This window comes from Kitasatospora sp. NPDC029312, assembly GCF_055569215.1.
This window is the reverse complement of sequence record NZ_JBVHXY010000003.1, coordinates 94,496-109,014: the sequence shown is the minus strand read 5'-3', so window position 1 is coordinate 109,014 and position 14,519 is coordinate 94,496. Positions and strand designations below refer to the sequence as shown.

The 14,519-nt window shown below is 71.9% G+C and carries 12 protein-coding genes; 4 read left to right on the top strand and 8 right to left on the bottom strand.

Annotated elements, in window-relative coordinates; translation table 11 throughout:
- Positions 1 to 45: 45 nt before the first annotated feature.
- Positions 46 to 3,618, bottom strand: coding sequence for a bifunctional glycosyltransferase/CDP-glycerol:glycerophosphate glycerophosphotransferase (locus ACZ4WV_RS03470; RefSeq protein ID WP_465742339.1), 3,573 nt, complete (start codon positions 3,616 to 3,618; stop codon positions 46 to 48).
- Positions 3,619 to 3,753: 135 nt separating this feature from the next.
- Here ACZ4WV_RS03470 and ACZ4WV_RS03465 point away from each other — a divergent pair, with 135 nt between their 5' ends.
- Positions 3,754 to 4,776, top strand: coding sequence for a glycosyltransferase family 2 protein (locus tag ACZ4WV_RS03465; RefSeq protein WP_465742337.1), 1,023 nt, complete (start codon positions 3,754 to 3,756; stop codon positions 4,774 to 4,776).
- Between the two features lie 36 nt (positions 4,777 to 4,812).
- The gene (locus ACZ4WV_RS03460; protein WP_465742335.1) at positions 4,813 to 5,760 is read left to right on the top strand and encodes a YihY/virulence factor BrkB family protein; all 948 of its coding nucleotides are present in this window, start codon (positions 4,813 to 4,815) and stop codon (positions 5,758 to 5,760) included.
- 22 nt (positions 5,761 to 5,782) lie between these two features.
- On the opposite strand, the gene ACZ4WV_RS03455 is transcribed toward ACZ4WV_RS03460, so the two are convergent.
- Positions 5,783 to 6,997 (bottom strand): D-alanyl-D-alanine carboxypeptidase family protein, encoded by a 1,215-nt coding sequence (locus tag ACZ4WV_RS03455; RefSeq protein WP_465742333.1) that lies wholly within the window; start codon positions 6,995 to 6,997, stop codon positions 5,783 to 5,785.
- 142 nt (positions 6,998 to 7,139) lie between these two features.
- Here ACZ4WV_RS03455 and ACZ4WV_RS03450 point away from each other — a divergent pair, with 142 nt between their 5' ends.
- Positions 7,140 to 7,397 carry an SCO4848 family membrane protein gene (locus tag ACZ4WV_RS03450; RefSeq protein WP_465742331.1) on the top strand — a complete coding sequence of 86 codons (258 nt, stop codon included), beginning with the start codon at positions 7,140 to 7,142 and terminating at the stop codon, positions 7,395 to 7,397.
- A gap of 97 nt (positions 7,398 to 7,494) precedes the next feature.
- Here the strand turns inward: ACZ4WV_RS03450 and ACZ4WV_RS03445 are convergent, their stop codons facing one another.
- From ACZ4WV_RS03445 to sdhC, 4 genes are read right to left on the bottom strand one after another with little or no spacing between them, the layout of a single operon-like run.
- Positions 7,495 to 8,265, bottom strand: coding sequence for a succinate dehydrogenase iron-sulfur subunit (locus ACZ4WV_RS03445; protein WP_465742329.1), 771 nt, complete (start codon positions 8,263 to 8,265; stop codon positions 7,495 to 7,497).
- On the bottom strand, positions 8,265 to 10,007 hold the full coding sequence (sdhA, locus tag ACZ4WV_RS03440) for a succinate dehydrogenase flavoprotein subunit (RefSeq protein WP_465742327.1): 1,743 nt from the start codon (positions 10,005 to 10,007) through the stop codon (positions 8,265 to 8,267). The genes ACZ4WV_RS03445 and sdhA overlap by 1 nt, the downstream gene beginning before the upstream one ends.
- Before the next feature lie 51 nt (positions 10,008 to 10,058).
- Complete coding sequence (sdhD, locus tag ACZ4WV_RS03435) at positions 10,059 to 10,550, bottom strand: succinate dehydrogenase, hydrophobic membrane anchor protein (RefSeq protein ID WP_465742325.1); 492 nt, start codon at positions 10,548 to 10,550, stop codon at positions 10,059 to 10,061.
- 8 nt (positions 10,551 to 10,558) lie between these two features.
- Entirely contained in the window at positions 10,559 to 10,939 is a 381-nt protein-coding gene (sdhC, locus tag ACZ4WV_RS03430) for a succinate dehydrogenase, cytochrome b556 subunit (RefSeq protein ID WP_033332398.1), read from the bottom strand.
- 252 nt (positions 10,940 to 11,191) lie between these two features.
- Between sdhC and ACZ4WV_RS03425 the strand changes: the two genes are divergently transcribed.
- On the top strand, positions 11,192 to 12,010 hold the full coding sequence (locus ACZ4WV_RS03425) for a hypothetical protein (RefSeq protein ID WP_465742323.1): 819 nt from the start codon (positions 11,192 to 11,194) through the stop codon (positions 12,008 to 12,010).
- A 7-nt stretch (positions 12,011 to 12,017) separates the two neighbouring features.
- Here ACZ4WV_RS03425 and ACZ4WV_RS03420 read toward each other — a convergent pair whose 3' ends face one another.
- Together ACZ4WV_RS03420 and ACZ4WV_RS03415 are read right to left on the bottom strand one after the other, a co-directional pair.
- Positions 12,018 to 12,551, bottom strand: coding sequence for a 2-oxo-4-hydroxy-4-carboxy-5-ureidoimidazoline decarboxylase (locus ACZ4WV_RS03420; protein ID WP_465742671.1), 534 nt, complete (start codon positions 12,549 to 12,551; stop codon positions 12,018 to 12,020).
- A 250-nt stretch (positions 12,552 to 12,801) separates the two neighbouring features.
- On the bottom strand, positions 12,802 to 14,466 hold the full coding sequence (locus ACZ4WV_RS03415) for an alpha/beta hydrolase (protein WP_465742321.1): 1,665 nt from the start codon (positions 14,464 to 14,466) through the stop codon (positions 12,802 to 12,804).
- Positions 14,467 to 14,519 lie beyond the last annotated feature (53 nt).

Sequence of the window (14,519 nt, the reverse complement as noted above, 5' to 3'; positions counted from 1 at the left end):
GGCCCGGGTTGGCCCCCGATCGATGCCTGATGGGCTCTGGTCGGGCTACTCCATCCGGAGCATCGCGTCGACCACCCGGGCGGAGGCCTTGCCGTCGTCCAGGTCGCAGTAGGCCTCGCGGAACGCGGCCGCCTTGTCGGCGTACTCGGCCGCGACCTCGTCCACCCGGCCGAGCGCGGCGACCAGCTCCTCCGAGGTGGCCAGCAGCGGACCGGGCGCCTCGGCCTCGAAGTTCAGGCTGAAGCCGCGCAGGTTGTCCCGGTAGTGCTCCAGGTCGTGGGTGAAGAAGAGCATCGGCTTGCCGGTGGAGGCGAAGTCGAACACGCTCGCCGAGTAGTCGGTGACCAGCACGTCGGCGATCAGCAGCAGCTCCGCCATGTCGGGGTAGCTGCCCACGTCCCAGATGTAGCCGTTGCCGGCGCCCGGGATCTGGCCGCACATCAGGCTGTGCCGGCGCACCAGCAGCACCTGGTCATCGCCGAGCGCGGCCTTGGCCGCCGCCAGGTCGATCCGCAGGTCGATCTGGTAGCCGCCGTTCGGCCGCCGCCGGTCCTCCCGCCAGGTGGGCGCGTACAGCACGACCTTCTTGCCCTCGGGCAGGCCGAGCCGCTCGCGGACCTGCTCGGCGGTCTTCTCCCGGTCGGCCGCGAACAGGAGGTCGTTGCGGGGCGAACCACTCTCCAGGATCTCGCCCTTGAAGTCGAAGGCGCGCTTGAGGATCGGGGCCGACCAGGTGTTCCCGGCCACCAGCAGGTTCCAGTTCGGGACCTCGCGGGTCAGGCTCTTGAGGTAGTTGGAGTCGGTGAACCAGACCTTCTCGAAGTCGAGGCCGATCTGCTTCAGCGGGGTGCCGAGCCAGGTCTGCACGACCACCTGGCCGGGCCGGCGGACGAAGAAGTCGGGCAGGTGGGTGCTGGTGACGATGTACTTCGCGGTCGCCAGCGCGTCGAACCACTCCGGGCTCCAGAGCCGGACCGGGGTCACCGACTGCGGCAGGTCGGCCTGCAGGTCGTCGTTGCCCCACAGGTGCTCCAGCGGCAGGCCGCGGCGGACCAGCTCCTCGTGGATCGCCTTCGGCGAGTCGGCGTACACGCTGCCGTGCCCGGCGTTGTACAGCACGGTGTCCCGCACCGGCAGGCGCCGGGCGGCCGGGTAGTGGTCGCTGCGCAGCAGCCGCTGGCGGTAGCCGGCCCGCTCCTCGGGCAGCAGCGCCGAGTGCGACTCCAGCGAGAGCCCGTCGTGGTAGCGCCGTTCCAGCACGATCCGCTTGCCGCGGGACTCCACCTCCAGCGGGAGCGAGCCGAAGCAGTCCGGGCTGATCAGTGCCCAGGCCTTCGGCAGGACGGCCGCCGGCACGCCGACCGGGCGGAAGAAGACGTTCCAGGTGCCGGCGGCGAGGGGCACCCGGCCGGCGAAGGAGGCGGTCGGCACGGCGGGCAGCGCGGTGCGGAACCGGCCGTCCGAGATCTCCACCGGGTAGACGTGCTCCTCCTCGCGCCAGTGGTGCCGGACCACCAGCTCCCAGCGGTGGGCGCCGGGCAGCGGGAACGAGCCGGCCAGCAGGAAGCCGTCGGCGCCGCGCGCGGACACCTCGTCCACCAGCGGCTGCAGCAGCTGGTCGCAGAGCTGCAGGTGACCGCCCGGGGAGGGCTTGGAGTAGAGGGCCCGGCGCGGCTCGCTCGGCGACGACTGGGCCAGCGGCAGGTGCAGCGGCTCGGGCGCGTTGCGGTCGTCCCAGGCCAGCCGGACGACGCTGCCGTCCGCCAGCAGCAGCGCGCTGTCCCAGCGGTCGCGGCTGCGCCCGGCGGCCAGCGGGTCCAGCTCGGCCCAGGCCTCGCGGACGGCGGTCAGCTCGGCCACCGGGACGGAGGCCGTGAACGGCTGCAGCGTGCCGACCGGCGTGCCCAGCTCCAGCGGGAAGGACAGCTCGCGGTCCGACTCGACGTGGGTGAGCCGCAGCCGGGCCCCGACGAAGCTCGCCCCGGAACGGGCGGCGCCGGAGACCTCCACCCGGCCGCCCTGCGCGGCCAGGCCGGTCACCCGGGCCTTGACCGTCTCCACGTGCAGGTAGACGAAGTTGTCCCGGACCCACGGCACGATCCGTACGTCCGGCTCGACCCAGTGGCTCGGGAGGTACTCGGCGGTGTCGCTCCAACCGGCCGAGATCCGGCCCTTGTACACCCCGCCCTTGCCCGCGCCGGCCACCAGGACGCGCCAGTGGCCGTCCTTCCACCGGCCCCGGTGCTTGAGCTTCTTCGGGTCCAGGCTGACGGTGAAGCCGGACCAGTCACAGCTGTACAGGTCGTGGTTGCAGCTCGCCGTGGCCTCGGGGCTGTACTGGGTCTTCATCGGCACCGCGACCACCCGGCGGCCCTTGGCCTCGCGCAGCACCAGCGTGCGGACCATGTCGTGCTTGGCCGCCGCGCCCAGCTGCTCCGGGTACGCGTGCCCGGTCAGCTGGAGCTTCCCGCCCACCCAGGCGCTCTCGTACAGCCGGCTGCGCATGACCAGCGAGTTGTCCAGCTTGAGCACGCCGGCCGGCACGCTCTTGCGGCCGCCGCGCAGGAACGGGTAGTCCGCGTACGGGCGCAGCAGACCGCGGGCCTGCACGCCGCCGCCGCTCTCGCCCTCGTACTTGATCTGCTCGACCAGCTCGTCCACCCGGCCCGCCAGGGTCAGGTGGTACTTCAGCCGCAGCGGCGCGCGCAGCTTGCGGACCTGCTCGGGGCCGATCGCCCGGAGCAGCCGGCTGACGTGCTGGACGTAGGCGTCCCGGTACTCCTTGTCGCCGTCCACGACGGACCAGAAGAACATCGGGATCTCCTCGACGAGGGTGTTCTCGTCGTAGGAGCGCAGGTACTGGGCGAAACGCGGCTCGGTCTGCTTCTTCAGCCAGCCGCGGACCAGCTCGACCGAGGCGACCCGGTCGATCAGGCCCTTGGGGTTGGTGCGCATCTGCGTGATCGACATCTCGCCGACCTCGCGCTCGCGCCAGTGGTAGATCGGCTCGGAGAGCACGTCCACGCTCTTGGCCAGGTAGTGGTGCGGCACGCTGACCGGCGCGTCCTCGTACAGGATGCCCTCGGGGTACAGCAGGCCGGCCGCGTCGAAGAACGACCGGCGGTACATCTTGTTCCACGCGGTGCGGTCGGTGACCAGCGCCGGGATCTCGGTGATGTGGGTCTTGAGCTTGGTCACCTTGAACGGCTTCACGTGGCCGCCGGACTGGTAGTAGCCCACCGCGCGGAACCGCAGCACGTTGCCGGTGCAGAAGTCCGAGCCGGTCTCGTCCAGCGTGTTGATCATCAGCTCGTACGCGCTGGGCGGCATCGAGTCGTCGCTGTCCACGAAGCACAGGAACTCGGAGTCCGGGTCGATGTGCCGGATGCCGGTGTTGCGGGCCGCGCCGAGGCCCTTGTTCACCTGGCGGACCAGCCGGAACCGCGAGTCCTTGGCCGCGTACGCGTCGGCCAGGGCCGCGCTGTCGTCCTTCGAACCGTCGTCGACCATGACGCACTCGAAGTCCGTGAAGGTCTGGGCGGCGATCGAGTCGAGGCATTCGACGAGGTAACGCTCGACGTTGTAGATCGGGACGACGATGGAGAGGCGGGGAGCCATCGGCTACGCAGGCCTTTCTCGGGAGGAGCGTGGCAGCCCGGTGAGGGCCTGGCCGCACATCGAATCGGTGCGTACGTGCGCCCCGATCCTACCTCCGGGCTCCGGGCCCTCCCCGGGCCACTAGGCTTGGGCCCCGTGCCCCGCTTCAGCGTGATCGTCCCCGTGTACCAGGTCCAGGACTACCTCGCCGAGTGCCTCGACTCGGTCCTCGGCCAGGGCGGCCCCGACGTCGAGCTGATCGCGGTGGACGACCGGTCCCCGGACGGCTGCGGCGCCCTGTTGGACGAGGCGGCCGCCGCCGATCCCCGGGTGCGGGTGCTGCACCTGCCGGAGAACGTCGGCCTCGGCCGCGCCCGCAACGCCGGCCTGGAGGTCGCCACCGGCGACTACGTGGTCTTCCTCGACAGCGACGACACCCTCACCCCCGGCCTGCTGAAGGCCGTCGACGACCGGCTCGCCGCCACCGGTGACCCGGACGTCCTGGTCTACGACTACGCCCGCACCTACGCCGACGGCCGGATCACCCGGGCCGCCTCGGCCCACGTCTTCGGCGCCGCCTCCCCGGACGTCTTCGACCTCGCCGCCCGCCCCGACCTGCTCGACCTGCTCCAGGTCGTCTGGAACAAGGCCTACCGCCGCGCCTTCATCACCGAGCAGCAGCTGGTCTTCCCGGCCGGCTACTACGAGGACACCCCCTGGACGTACCCGGCGCTGCTCGCCGCCGCCACCATCACCCTGCTCGACCGGATCGGCGTGCACTACCGCCAGCGCCAGGAGGGCGGCAACATCCTGGCCACCGCCAGCCGCAAGCACTTCGACGTGTTCGCCCAGTACGACCTGGTCTTCGCCTTCCTCGACCGCCGCCCCGACCTGGACCGCTGGCGCCCGGTGGTCTACGGGAAGATGCTGCACCACCTCAACACCGTGGTCGCCAAGCCCGGCCGGGTGCCGCCCCGCGACCGCCGCGAGTACTTCCGCCGCGCCGCCGCGCACTGCGCCCGGCTGCGTCCGGCCGGCTACCGCCCGCCGGCCGGCGTGGAGGGCGTGCGCACCGAGCTGCTCAGCCACGGCCGCTACGGCGCCTACCAGGCCGTCCGGGCCCTCGCCCGGGCCCGCCGGCTGGTCGACCGCCGGACACCGCCCAAGGTCCGTGTCTGACGGCCGTTCGGGGGACGGCCCGGTATAACCGGTCGGGTGGACTTCCTGACCCGCCTTCCGGTCGTCGGCCCGCTGGTGGCCCGGGCGCTGCGCAGCCGCCCGTACCGGGTGTACGAGTACTTCACCGCCGCCCGCGGCAACCGGCTGGCCGGCGCGGTCACCTTCTTCGGCTTCCTCGCGCTCTTCCCGCTGCTCACGGTGGGCCTGGCGGTCGCCGTGGCCACGCTCAGCGGCAGCCAGGTGAACGACCTGCAGAAGCGCATCTCCGACCAGCTGCCGGGCATCTCGGACGCGCTCGACCTGCCGTCCCTGGTGGCCAACGCGGGCACGGTCGGGCTGGTCGGCGGGGCGCTGCTGCTGGTCTCCGGCCTCGGCTGGGTGGACACCATGCGCACCTCGATCCGGGACCTCTGGCAGCTGCCCGAGGAGGAGGCCAACCCGGTGCTGCGCAAGGCCTGGGACGTCGCGGTGCTGGCCGGCCTCGGCCTGGTGTCGCTGTTCTCGATGGCCGCCTCCGCCGCCGGGACGACGCTCGCCGGGCGGATCGCCGAGGAGATCGGCCTCGGCAGCGGCTACCTGCTCACCGGCGTGGGCGTGCTGATCGCCATAGGGTGCGACACCCTGCTCTTCGCCTACCTGCTGGCACCCTTCCCCGGGATCACCGGCCAGCGGCGCCGGGACCTGCTGGTCGGCGCGCTGATCGGCGCGGTCGGCTTCGAACTGCTGAAGGCGCTGCTCGCCTCCTACCTCGGCTCGGTCGCCGGGCGAAGCCTGTACGGGGCCTTCGCCACGCCCGTGGCGCTGCTGCTGTGGATCAACTTCGTCTGCCGGCTGCTGATGTACTGCGTGGCCTGGACGGCGACGGCCGACCCGGAGGCCGCCCGGGAGCGGACCAGGGCGCACGGCCGGGCACTGCTGGCGGCGGCCGACGAGTCGGCGGCGGAGGCGGAAGCGGCGGGGGAGGCTGCCCGGCCCCGCGGCTGAGGCAGGGCCGCACCCCCGCGGCTCAGTCCCCGCCGCGGCCCGCTCGGCGCCGCAGGACCACCACGGCCCCCGCCGCGACCAGGGCCCCCGCCGCGACCACGGCCGCCCAGCCGCCCGCGCCCAGCCGACCGGGCCCGCCGTCCGCGGCCGGGGCCGCCGCGGCGGGCCGGTCCGCGGCGGGGGAGGGGTGCGGCGGCGGGGCCGGGGCGGTGGTCCCGGCGTCGGCCCGGTCGGTCGGCTGGGCGCCGCGGGCCGGCCGCTCGTCGACCAGCCTGCCGACCGGCTTGACCTTGCCGGCCGCGGCGAAGCCCCAGTCCAGCAACTCGGCCGTCTCGTCGTAGACCTTCTGGTAGCCGGCCGGGTGCATGACCGTCACCAGGAGCGTGCGCCCGTCGCGCTCGGCGGCGCCGACGAAGGTCGAGCCGGCGTTGGTGGTGGTGCCGTTCTTCACCCCGATCAGGCCGGGGTACTTGCCCAGCAGCCGGTCGGTGTTGGCGATCCCGAAGCTGCCGCGCTGGCCGGTGTTCCTGTCGACGGCGCCGGGGAACATCGCGTCCCGGGTCGCGCAGTACGTCCGGAAGTCCGCGTTGCGCAGCCCGGCGCGGGCGAACAGCGACAGGTCGTACGCCGAGGAGACCTGGCCGTCCATGTCGTAGCCGTCCGGGGAGATCACCTTGGTGTCCCTCGCCTGCAGCGCGTCGGCGCGGGCCTGCATCTCGGCGACGGTCTGCTGGATGCCGCCGTTCATGTGCGACAGGACGTGCACGGCGTCGTTGCCGGAGCTCAGGAACACGCCGCGCCACAGGTCCTCGACCCGGTAGTCCAGGTCCTCCTTGATGCCCACCAGGCTGCTGCCGGGTCCGATGTTCTGGATCTCCTCGTCCGCGACCCTGTGCACCGCGTTGCGGTCGAACTTGGGCAGCACGGTGTCGGCGAAGAGGATCTTCAGGGTGCTGGCCGGCGGCAGCCTGAGGTGCGGGTTGTAGGCCGCCAGCACCTCCCCTGACGCGGCGTCGGAGACTATCCAGGACTGGCCGGTGAGGTCCGTCGGCAGCGCCGGGGCGCCCGGCAGCGCGTTGACCTGGACCCCCGGCAGGCCCAGCCGCTCGCCGCCGACCGCGGTCGACGGGGGCGGCGCCTGCGGGGTCGCGACCGCCGCCGGGGCGGCGAGCAGGACCGGGAGGGCCGCGGTGGCCGCGGCGCACAGCTGAACGAACGTGTGACGGGGATTTGGCACCAGCCGACCGTACCCACTGCGGGCCCCGGCCGCCCGCCACTCCGGGCGGATCGTCCCCAGGAGGGGCCCGTCGTACGCCGATCGGCGGCCCGCGCATACTGGGAGGCACACCGCCTTCACACCCCCCGCCGAGGACCGCCCCATGAAGCTCAGCCGCCGTACCTCCTGGTTCCTGACCGCCTTCGGCGTCTGGTCGGTCATCATCTGGACCACCTTCGTCAAGAACCTGTGGAAGGACTCCGGCGGCCAGGCCTTCGTGAACGGCGACCACTCCCAGCCCACCGCCTTCTTCTGGGTCCACCTCCTGCTCGCCGTCACCTCATTCGCCCTCGGCATCGCCGTCGGCGCCATCGGCGTCCGCGGCCTGCGCGCCACCCGCCGCAGCCCCGCCGTGGACTGAAATCCCCGGTGCCGCCGTCGGTCCCCCCTGGCGGGGGCCGGACGACGAAGGCCCCGCCCGAGTGATCGGGCGGGGCCTTCGGGTTGTCAGGCGGGGATCAGAAGCGGCGGGTGACCAGCGCCCGCTTCACTTCCTGGATCGCCTTGGTGACCTCGATGCCGCGCGGGCAGGCCTCGGAGCAGTTGAAGGTGGTGCGGCAGCGCCACACGCCCTCACGGTCGTTGAGGATCTCCAGGCGCTGCTCGGCGCCCTCGTCGCGCGAGTCGAAGATGAAGCGGTGCGCGTTGACGATGGCGGCCGGGCCGAAGTACTGGCCGTCGTTCCAGAACACCGGGCAGGACGACGTGCACGCGGCGCACAGGATGCACTTGGTGGTGTCGTCGAAGCGCTCGCGGTCCTCGGCGGACTGGAGGCGCTCGCGGGTCGGGTCGTTCCCCTTGGTGATGAGGAACGGCATGACGTCCTTGTACGCCTGGAAGAACGGGTCCATGTCCACGACCAGGTCCTTGAGGACCGTCAGGCCCTTGATGGCCTCGATCGTGATCGGCTTCTCCGGGTTGACGTCCTTGATCAGGGTCTTGCACGCCAGCCGGTTGCGGCCGTTGATCCGCATGGCGTCGGAGCCGCAGATGCCGTGCGCGCAGGAACGGCGGTAGGTGAGGGTGCCGTCCTGCTCCCACTTGATCTTGTTGAGCGCGTCCAGGACGCGCTCCTTCGGGTCCATCGTCAGCTGGTAGTCGACCCACACCGGCTCCGGGTGCTCCTCCGGGTTGAACCGGCGGATCCGGAAGGTGACGGTGATCAGCTCGATGCCACCCTCGGCCGCGTCCAGAGCGGCCGAGTGCTTCTCCACGGTCGGAGTGCTCATCAGTACTTACGCTCCATCGGCTGGTAGCGGGTCGTGACGACCGGCTTGTAGTCGAGGCGGATGGAGGTGGTGCCGTCGGCGGCGACCTCCTGGTACGCCATGGTGTGCTGCATGAACTTCACGTCGTCACGGGTCGGGAAGTCCTCGCGGTAGTGACCGCCGCGGGACTCCTCGCGGGCGAGCGCGGAGACCGCCAGCACCTCGGCCAGGTCGAGCAGGTTGCCCAGCTCGATGGCCTCCAGCAGGTCCGTGTTGTAACGGAAGCCCTTGTCCTGGATCGAGACGTTCTTGAAGCGCTCCTTCAGCGCGGCGATGTCCTCGACCGCCTGCTTCAGGGTGGCGCCCGTGCGGTACACCATCGCGTTGGCGTCCATGGTCTCCTGCAGCTCCTTGCGGATCTGCCCTACGGACTCGGTGCCGGTCGACTCGCGCAGCTTCTCGACCATGTCCTGGACCAGCGCTTCCGGGTTCTCCGGCAGCGGCACGAACTCGTTGGCGTTGGCGTAGTCGGCGGCGGCGATGCCCGCGCGACGGCCGAACACGTTGATGTCCAGCAGCGAGTTGGTGCCCAGGCGGTTGGCGCCGTGGACGGACACGCAGGCGACCTCGCCGGCCGCGTACAGACCCGGGACGACGTCCGTGTTGTTGCGCAGGACCTCACCCTCGACGTTGGTCGGGATGCCGCCCATGGCGTAGTGCGCGGTGGGCTGGATCGGGATCGGGTCCGTGTAGGGCTCGATGCCGAGGTAGGTGCGCGCGAACTCGGTGATGTCCGGGAGCTTGGCGTCCAGCTGCTCCGGCGGCAGGTGGGTCAGGTCCAGGTAGACGTGGTCGCCTTCGGGACCGCAGCCGCGGCCCTCGCGGATCTCGGTGTAGATCGCGCGGGAGCAGACGTCACGGGACGCGAGGTCCTTCATGACCGGGGCGTAGCGCTCCATGAAGCGCTCGCCGTCCTTGTTGCGCAGGATGCCGCCCTCGCCGCGGGCGCCCTCGGTGAGCAGGATGCCCATGCGCCAGATGCCCGTCGGGTGGAACTGGAAGAACTCCATGTCCTCCAGCGGCAGGCCGCGGCGGTAGGCCACCGCCTGGCCGTCACCGGTGAGGGTGTGGGCGTTCGAGGAGACCTTGAACATCTTGCCGGTGCCGCCGGAGGCGAACACGACCGACTTGGCCTGGAAGACGTGGATCTCGCCGGTGGCCAGCTCGTAGGCGACGACGCCGGCCGTCTTGCCCTCGTTGATCAGCAGGTCGAGGACGTAGTACTCGTTGAAGAACTCGACGCCGTGCTTGACGCAGTTCTGGAACAGCGTCTGGAGGATCATGTGGCCGGTGCGGTCGGCCGCGTAGCACGAGCGGCGGACCGGGGCCTCGCCGTGGTTGCGGGAGTGACCGCCGAAGCGGCGCTGGTCGATCCGGCCCTGCTCGGTGCGGGAGAAGGGCAGACCCATCTTCTCCAGGTCGAGGACGGCGTCGATGGCCTCCTTGCACATGATCTCGGCGGCGTCCTGGTCGACCAGGTAGTCACCGCCCTTGACCGTGTCGAAGGTGTGCCACTCCCAGTTGTCCTCCTCGACGTTGGCGAGGGCGGCGCACATGCCGCCCTGGGCCGCGCCGGTGTGGGACCGGGTGGGGTAGAGCTTGGTCAGGACGGCGGTGCGGCTGCGCTGCGTGGCCTCGATGGCCGCACGCATGCCGGCGCCGCCGGCGCCGACGATGACGGTGTCGTACTGGTGAATCTGCATGGGGGGTTAACTCGCCTCTGGCCTCTGCCGATGGTCGATGGTGCTCGCGGCTCAGATGTTGGGGTCGAAGGTGAAGATCACCAGGGTGCCGAGCAGCACGGTGAAGACCGTGGCGGTACCCATGAGCCCCTTGAGCCAGAGCCGGGTCGAGTCCTTCTCGGCGTAGTCGTTGATGACCTGCCGCATGCCGTTGGCGCCGTGCAGCATGGCGAGCCAGAGCATCAGGAGGTCCCAGCCCTGCCAGAACGGCGAGGCCCAGCGGCCGGCCACGAAGGCGAAGCCGATCTTGGAGACGCCTCCGTCGAGGACCAGCATGATCAGCAGGTGGCCGAGGATCAGCACGACCAGGACGACACCGGACAGGCGCATGAAGAGCCAGGCCAGCATCTCGAAGTTGGTGCGGGTGCGACGCGGCGTCTTCGCCGTCCGCTGGCGCGGCGGCTCGATGACGAAGGCGTCGGCCGGGTTCCCGGTGCCGAGGCCCTTGCCGGTGTGCGCGTGCTTGGACGGCACGACGACGGCGTCGGAGATTTCCGTGGACATGTCTCAGCTCACTTCCCGAACCAGGAGATCAGCGTGTGCTGCAGGATCCCGTAGAACGAGCCGGCCATCAGGACGACCCAGACTCCGACCACGGTCCAGAGCATCTGCTTCTGGTACTTCGGGCCCTTCGACCAGAAGTCCACGGCGACGACGCGCAGGCCGTTGAGCGCGTGGAACAGGATGGCGGCCACCAGGCCGTACTCCATCAGGTTCACGAGGGGAGTCTTGTACGTCTGGATGACGGTGTCGTAGGACTCCGGCGACACTCGCACGAGGGCGGTGTCCAGGACGTGGGCGAACAGGAAGAAGAAGATGAGGACGCCGGTGACTCGATGAGCCACCCAGCTCCACATACCTTCCCGGCCGCGGTACAGCGTTCCAGCCGGCACGGAAAAACCCTCCGGAAGCGATTGGGGGCTCGGCCGGCTTCGGTGTCGGTCAGCCCGGCCGGGTCGGTCCACCGGCCGCGAGCATCCTATCGACGCGTTCTCGGTAACCGCCTCCGGGGCCCCCAGGTGTGATCAATCAGGCACTTCTGGCCTAGCCGAGCAGGAACCGGGCGCCTCGTGGTGGCGTTGGGTGACCAGGCGACTGCGTTACGGTGGCGAACTCCCGTCCGCTGACACTCCGCCGAGGCGCCCGTGCCATTCCGCACCGTCCGTCCGCCCGCCGCCCTGGCCGGTCTGCTGCTGCTCGCCGTGGGCTGCACCACGGTCGGCGGCCCCTCCGAGGGGCGCCTCCCGGGCGGCCGGGAGCTGTCCGCGGACGAGCTGCGGGCCGCCGCGGTGGTCGGCACCGACCTCGGGCCGGAGTACACGGTGACGCTGATGGCGCCCGGTCGCGGTGGCACCGGGGCGGACGCCGGCCGGGAGGCCGCGGACGTCGCGGCCTGTCAGCCGCTGCTCGACGCGGTGGCCCCGGCCCGGGTTCCTTCGGCGGACTCGGGCGCGGTCGCGGCGGGCACGGGCACGGGCACCGGAACAGCCTCGGCCTCGCCGGCGCCCGGCCCCCCGTACGCGGAGACCGAGCTGAGCGTGGCGCGGTCCGCCGACCCCGGGGCCGAGGTGTACGGCGGGCTGCTCGGCTACCCGGTCGGGCGGGCGGCCGCTCTGCAGGCGGAGCTGGAGAAGCTGTTCGGCCGGTGCGCCGCGTTCACCTCCGCCGCCCCGGCGCCGCCGGCCGAGAAGGCGGGGAGGAAGGTGCCGATCCGCATCAGGCACCGGCTGAACCGGGAGGACACGCCTACGCCCGAGGGGGCCGACGCGGCGATCGGATTCACCCTTACGAATGAATCGGGTACCGCGGTGCTGGCCCAGCGCGCCGTGCTCGCCCGGGTCGGGCCGGCCCTCGCGCTGTTCACCACCTTCGGGGTCGCCGCCGAACCGGCCGGCGCCCCGGACGAGCGGGTCGTCCGTCGGCAGGTGGCCAAGCTGCGCGCCGCGCAGGCCGGCCCGGAGTAGCCGGGGCTCAGTGGGCCCCGGCCTCCGTGTGGGTGGCGACCAGGTGTTCCAGCCGGGTCAGGGCGATCCGCCGGAGTTCGTCCGCCGCGATCAGCCGCTCCTCGTCCGGGTCGTTGGCCAGCCGGGTGCGGATCGAGGAGAGCACGGTGTCGAGCATCTCCTCCGGCTCGACGCCGTCCAGGCAGACCACGAACACGTGGCCGAACCGGGCCTCGTACGCGGCGTGCGCGGCCCGCAGCGCGGTGTGCGCCGCCTGGCTGCCGGGCGCCCGCATGCCGAGCAGCGGCTGCGGCATCCAGCTCTCGTCCGCCAGCGCCTCGGTCAGGTCGGCCGGGCGCAGGTCGTAGGAGGCCTCACTGGCGGCGGCCAGCAGGGACTCTATGTCGGGGTACGGCCGGTGGGCGGTGAGCCGCAGGGCCCAGCGGTGGCTGCCGCAGCAGGCGAGCAGGGCCTCCTCGGCGGCGCCGGCATCCGCCTCGTTGAATCGGTGCAGGCCGAGGAGGGTCGGCTCGGTCGTGACGTCGAGCCGCTGTGGCGGGATGTCGCTGGCCAGCGGGTCCTCCTCGTGAGGGCGGGAAGGTGCCGGTGGGAGTGGGGCGGTGCAGCGGGTGAAGTATGGGGGCCTGCGGGGGCGCGCGGCGCCGGCAGGTTGCGCCTCAAAGGTAGTTGAGCCGTCATCAGTTGGGGAGGGCGCGAGCGGAATTCACCCGGACGAGCTATCAAGTTGTGACGTTGAAGCCTTCCGGTCGTCGCCCTCCCCGCCTCCCTTCCCCCGGTTCACCGCCGGGGGCTCAGGAGCAGCGGGTGCCCTCGGCCGGCATCGTGCCCTCGGTCAGGTAGGCCTCCAGCGCCCGGTTCACACAGGTGTTGCCCTTGCCGAAGGCGCCGTGGCCCTCGCCCACCCGGGTCAGCAGAGTGGCCTTGGCGAAGCCCTTGGCCAGGGCCTGGGCCGCGGCGTACGGGGTGGCCGGGTCGCCGGTGGTGCCGATCACCAGGATGGGCGCCGCGCCCTCGGCCCGGATGGTGTGCGGCTTCTCGGGGGACTGGTACGGCCAGCCCTGGCAGGCCGCGTCGGTGAAGTCCTCGGCGGTGACGCCCTTGGTCAGCAGCGGGGCCTTCTCCTGGAGCTCCTTCACGGCAGCCTGGGCGCGCTCCGGCGAGGGGGCCGGGGCGGACCCGTCGGCGCAGCTGATCGCGGTGTGGGCCGACTCCATCGGGGAGTAGTGGCCGTTCTCGTCGCGCTCGAGGTAGCTGTCCGAGAAGGCGAGCAGGACGTCGCCGCGCTTCATGGTCATCGCCATGCCGAGGCCCGCCCGCAGGTACTTCCAGTCCTGGTCCTGGTCGCCGTAGAGCGCCGCGGTGACGCCGTTCCAGGCGAGGTCGCGGCCGACCTTGCGGCCGTCCTTGGTGGGCAGCGGGTGGTCGATCAGGCCGTCCAGGAAGTCGGCGGCCTTCCTGGCGGCCTGGTCCCTGTCCCTGCCGAGCGGGCACTCGTCGGCGTGGTTCTCGACGCAGTCGGCGGCGAAGTGCTCGAAGGAGGTCTCGAAGCCGATCCGCTGCTTGACGGCGGAGTCCAGGTCGTCGGCGGCCGGGTCGACGGCGCCGTCCAGGACCAGCCGGCCGGTGTTCTGCGGGAACTCCTCGGCGTACAGCGAGCCCAGGTAGGTGCCGTACGAGACGCCCAGGTAGTCGAGCTTCGCGTCCCCCGCGGCCGCGCGCAGCACGTCCAGGTCGCGGGCGGTGTTGCGGGTGCCGACGAAGGGCAGGAGCTTGCCGGACTCGGCCTGGCAGGCGGCGATGTACTCGGCGTTCTGCTTCTCCTCGGCGGCCCGGCGGGCGTCCGGGTCCAGCGGGGAGTCCACCTGGTTCTGCGCGTCCCGCTGTCTGTCGTCCAGGCAGCGGACGGGTGAGCTGTCGCCGGTGCCGCGCGGGTCGAACCCGATCACGTCGAAGCGGTCGTGCAGGGCGCCGGCGAACTCCTTGGCGCCGTACTCGACCATCTCGACGCCGGAGCCGCCGGGGCCGCCCGGGTTGACCATCAGCGAGCCGATCCGCTGCTCCGGCTTGCCGGCCGGGTACTTGATCAGCGCGAGGTCGATCGCGTCGGCGCCGGGGGCGGTGTAGTCGAGCGGGACGTGCAGCTTGCCGCACTTCATCCCGGAGACGTCGACCTTGGCCTCCTCGGCCTTGGGGTCGGCCGGGCAGGTGGACCAGCTGATCTTCTGGCCGTAGAAGGGCTTCAGTGTCGGGTCGGCCTCGCCGGTCGGCCCGGACGCCGCGCCGGCCGGCCGACCGGTGGCGCCGGCGGTGCCGGCGGCTGTGGTGCCGGCGGCGCTGTCGGCGGCCCGGTCCTGGGCGGGCTCGGCGGCGTGGTCGCAGGCGGAGGCGAGCAGCAGGGTGCCTGCCGCCAGCGCGGTCAGCAGGACGCGCGGGCGGGCGGCCCGGAAGGTCTTCATCGCACGTGTGTACCACCCGGGGACGACGTGTTCGATCTTGACCCCGGTCCGGG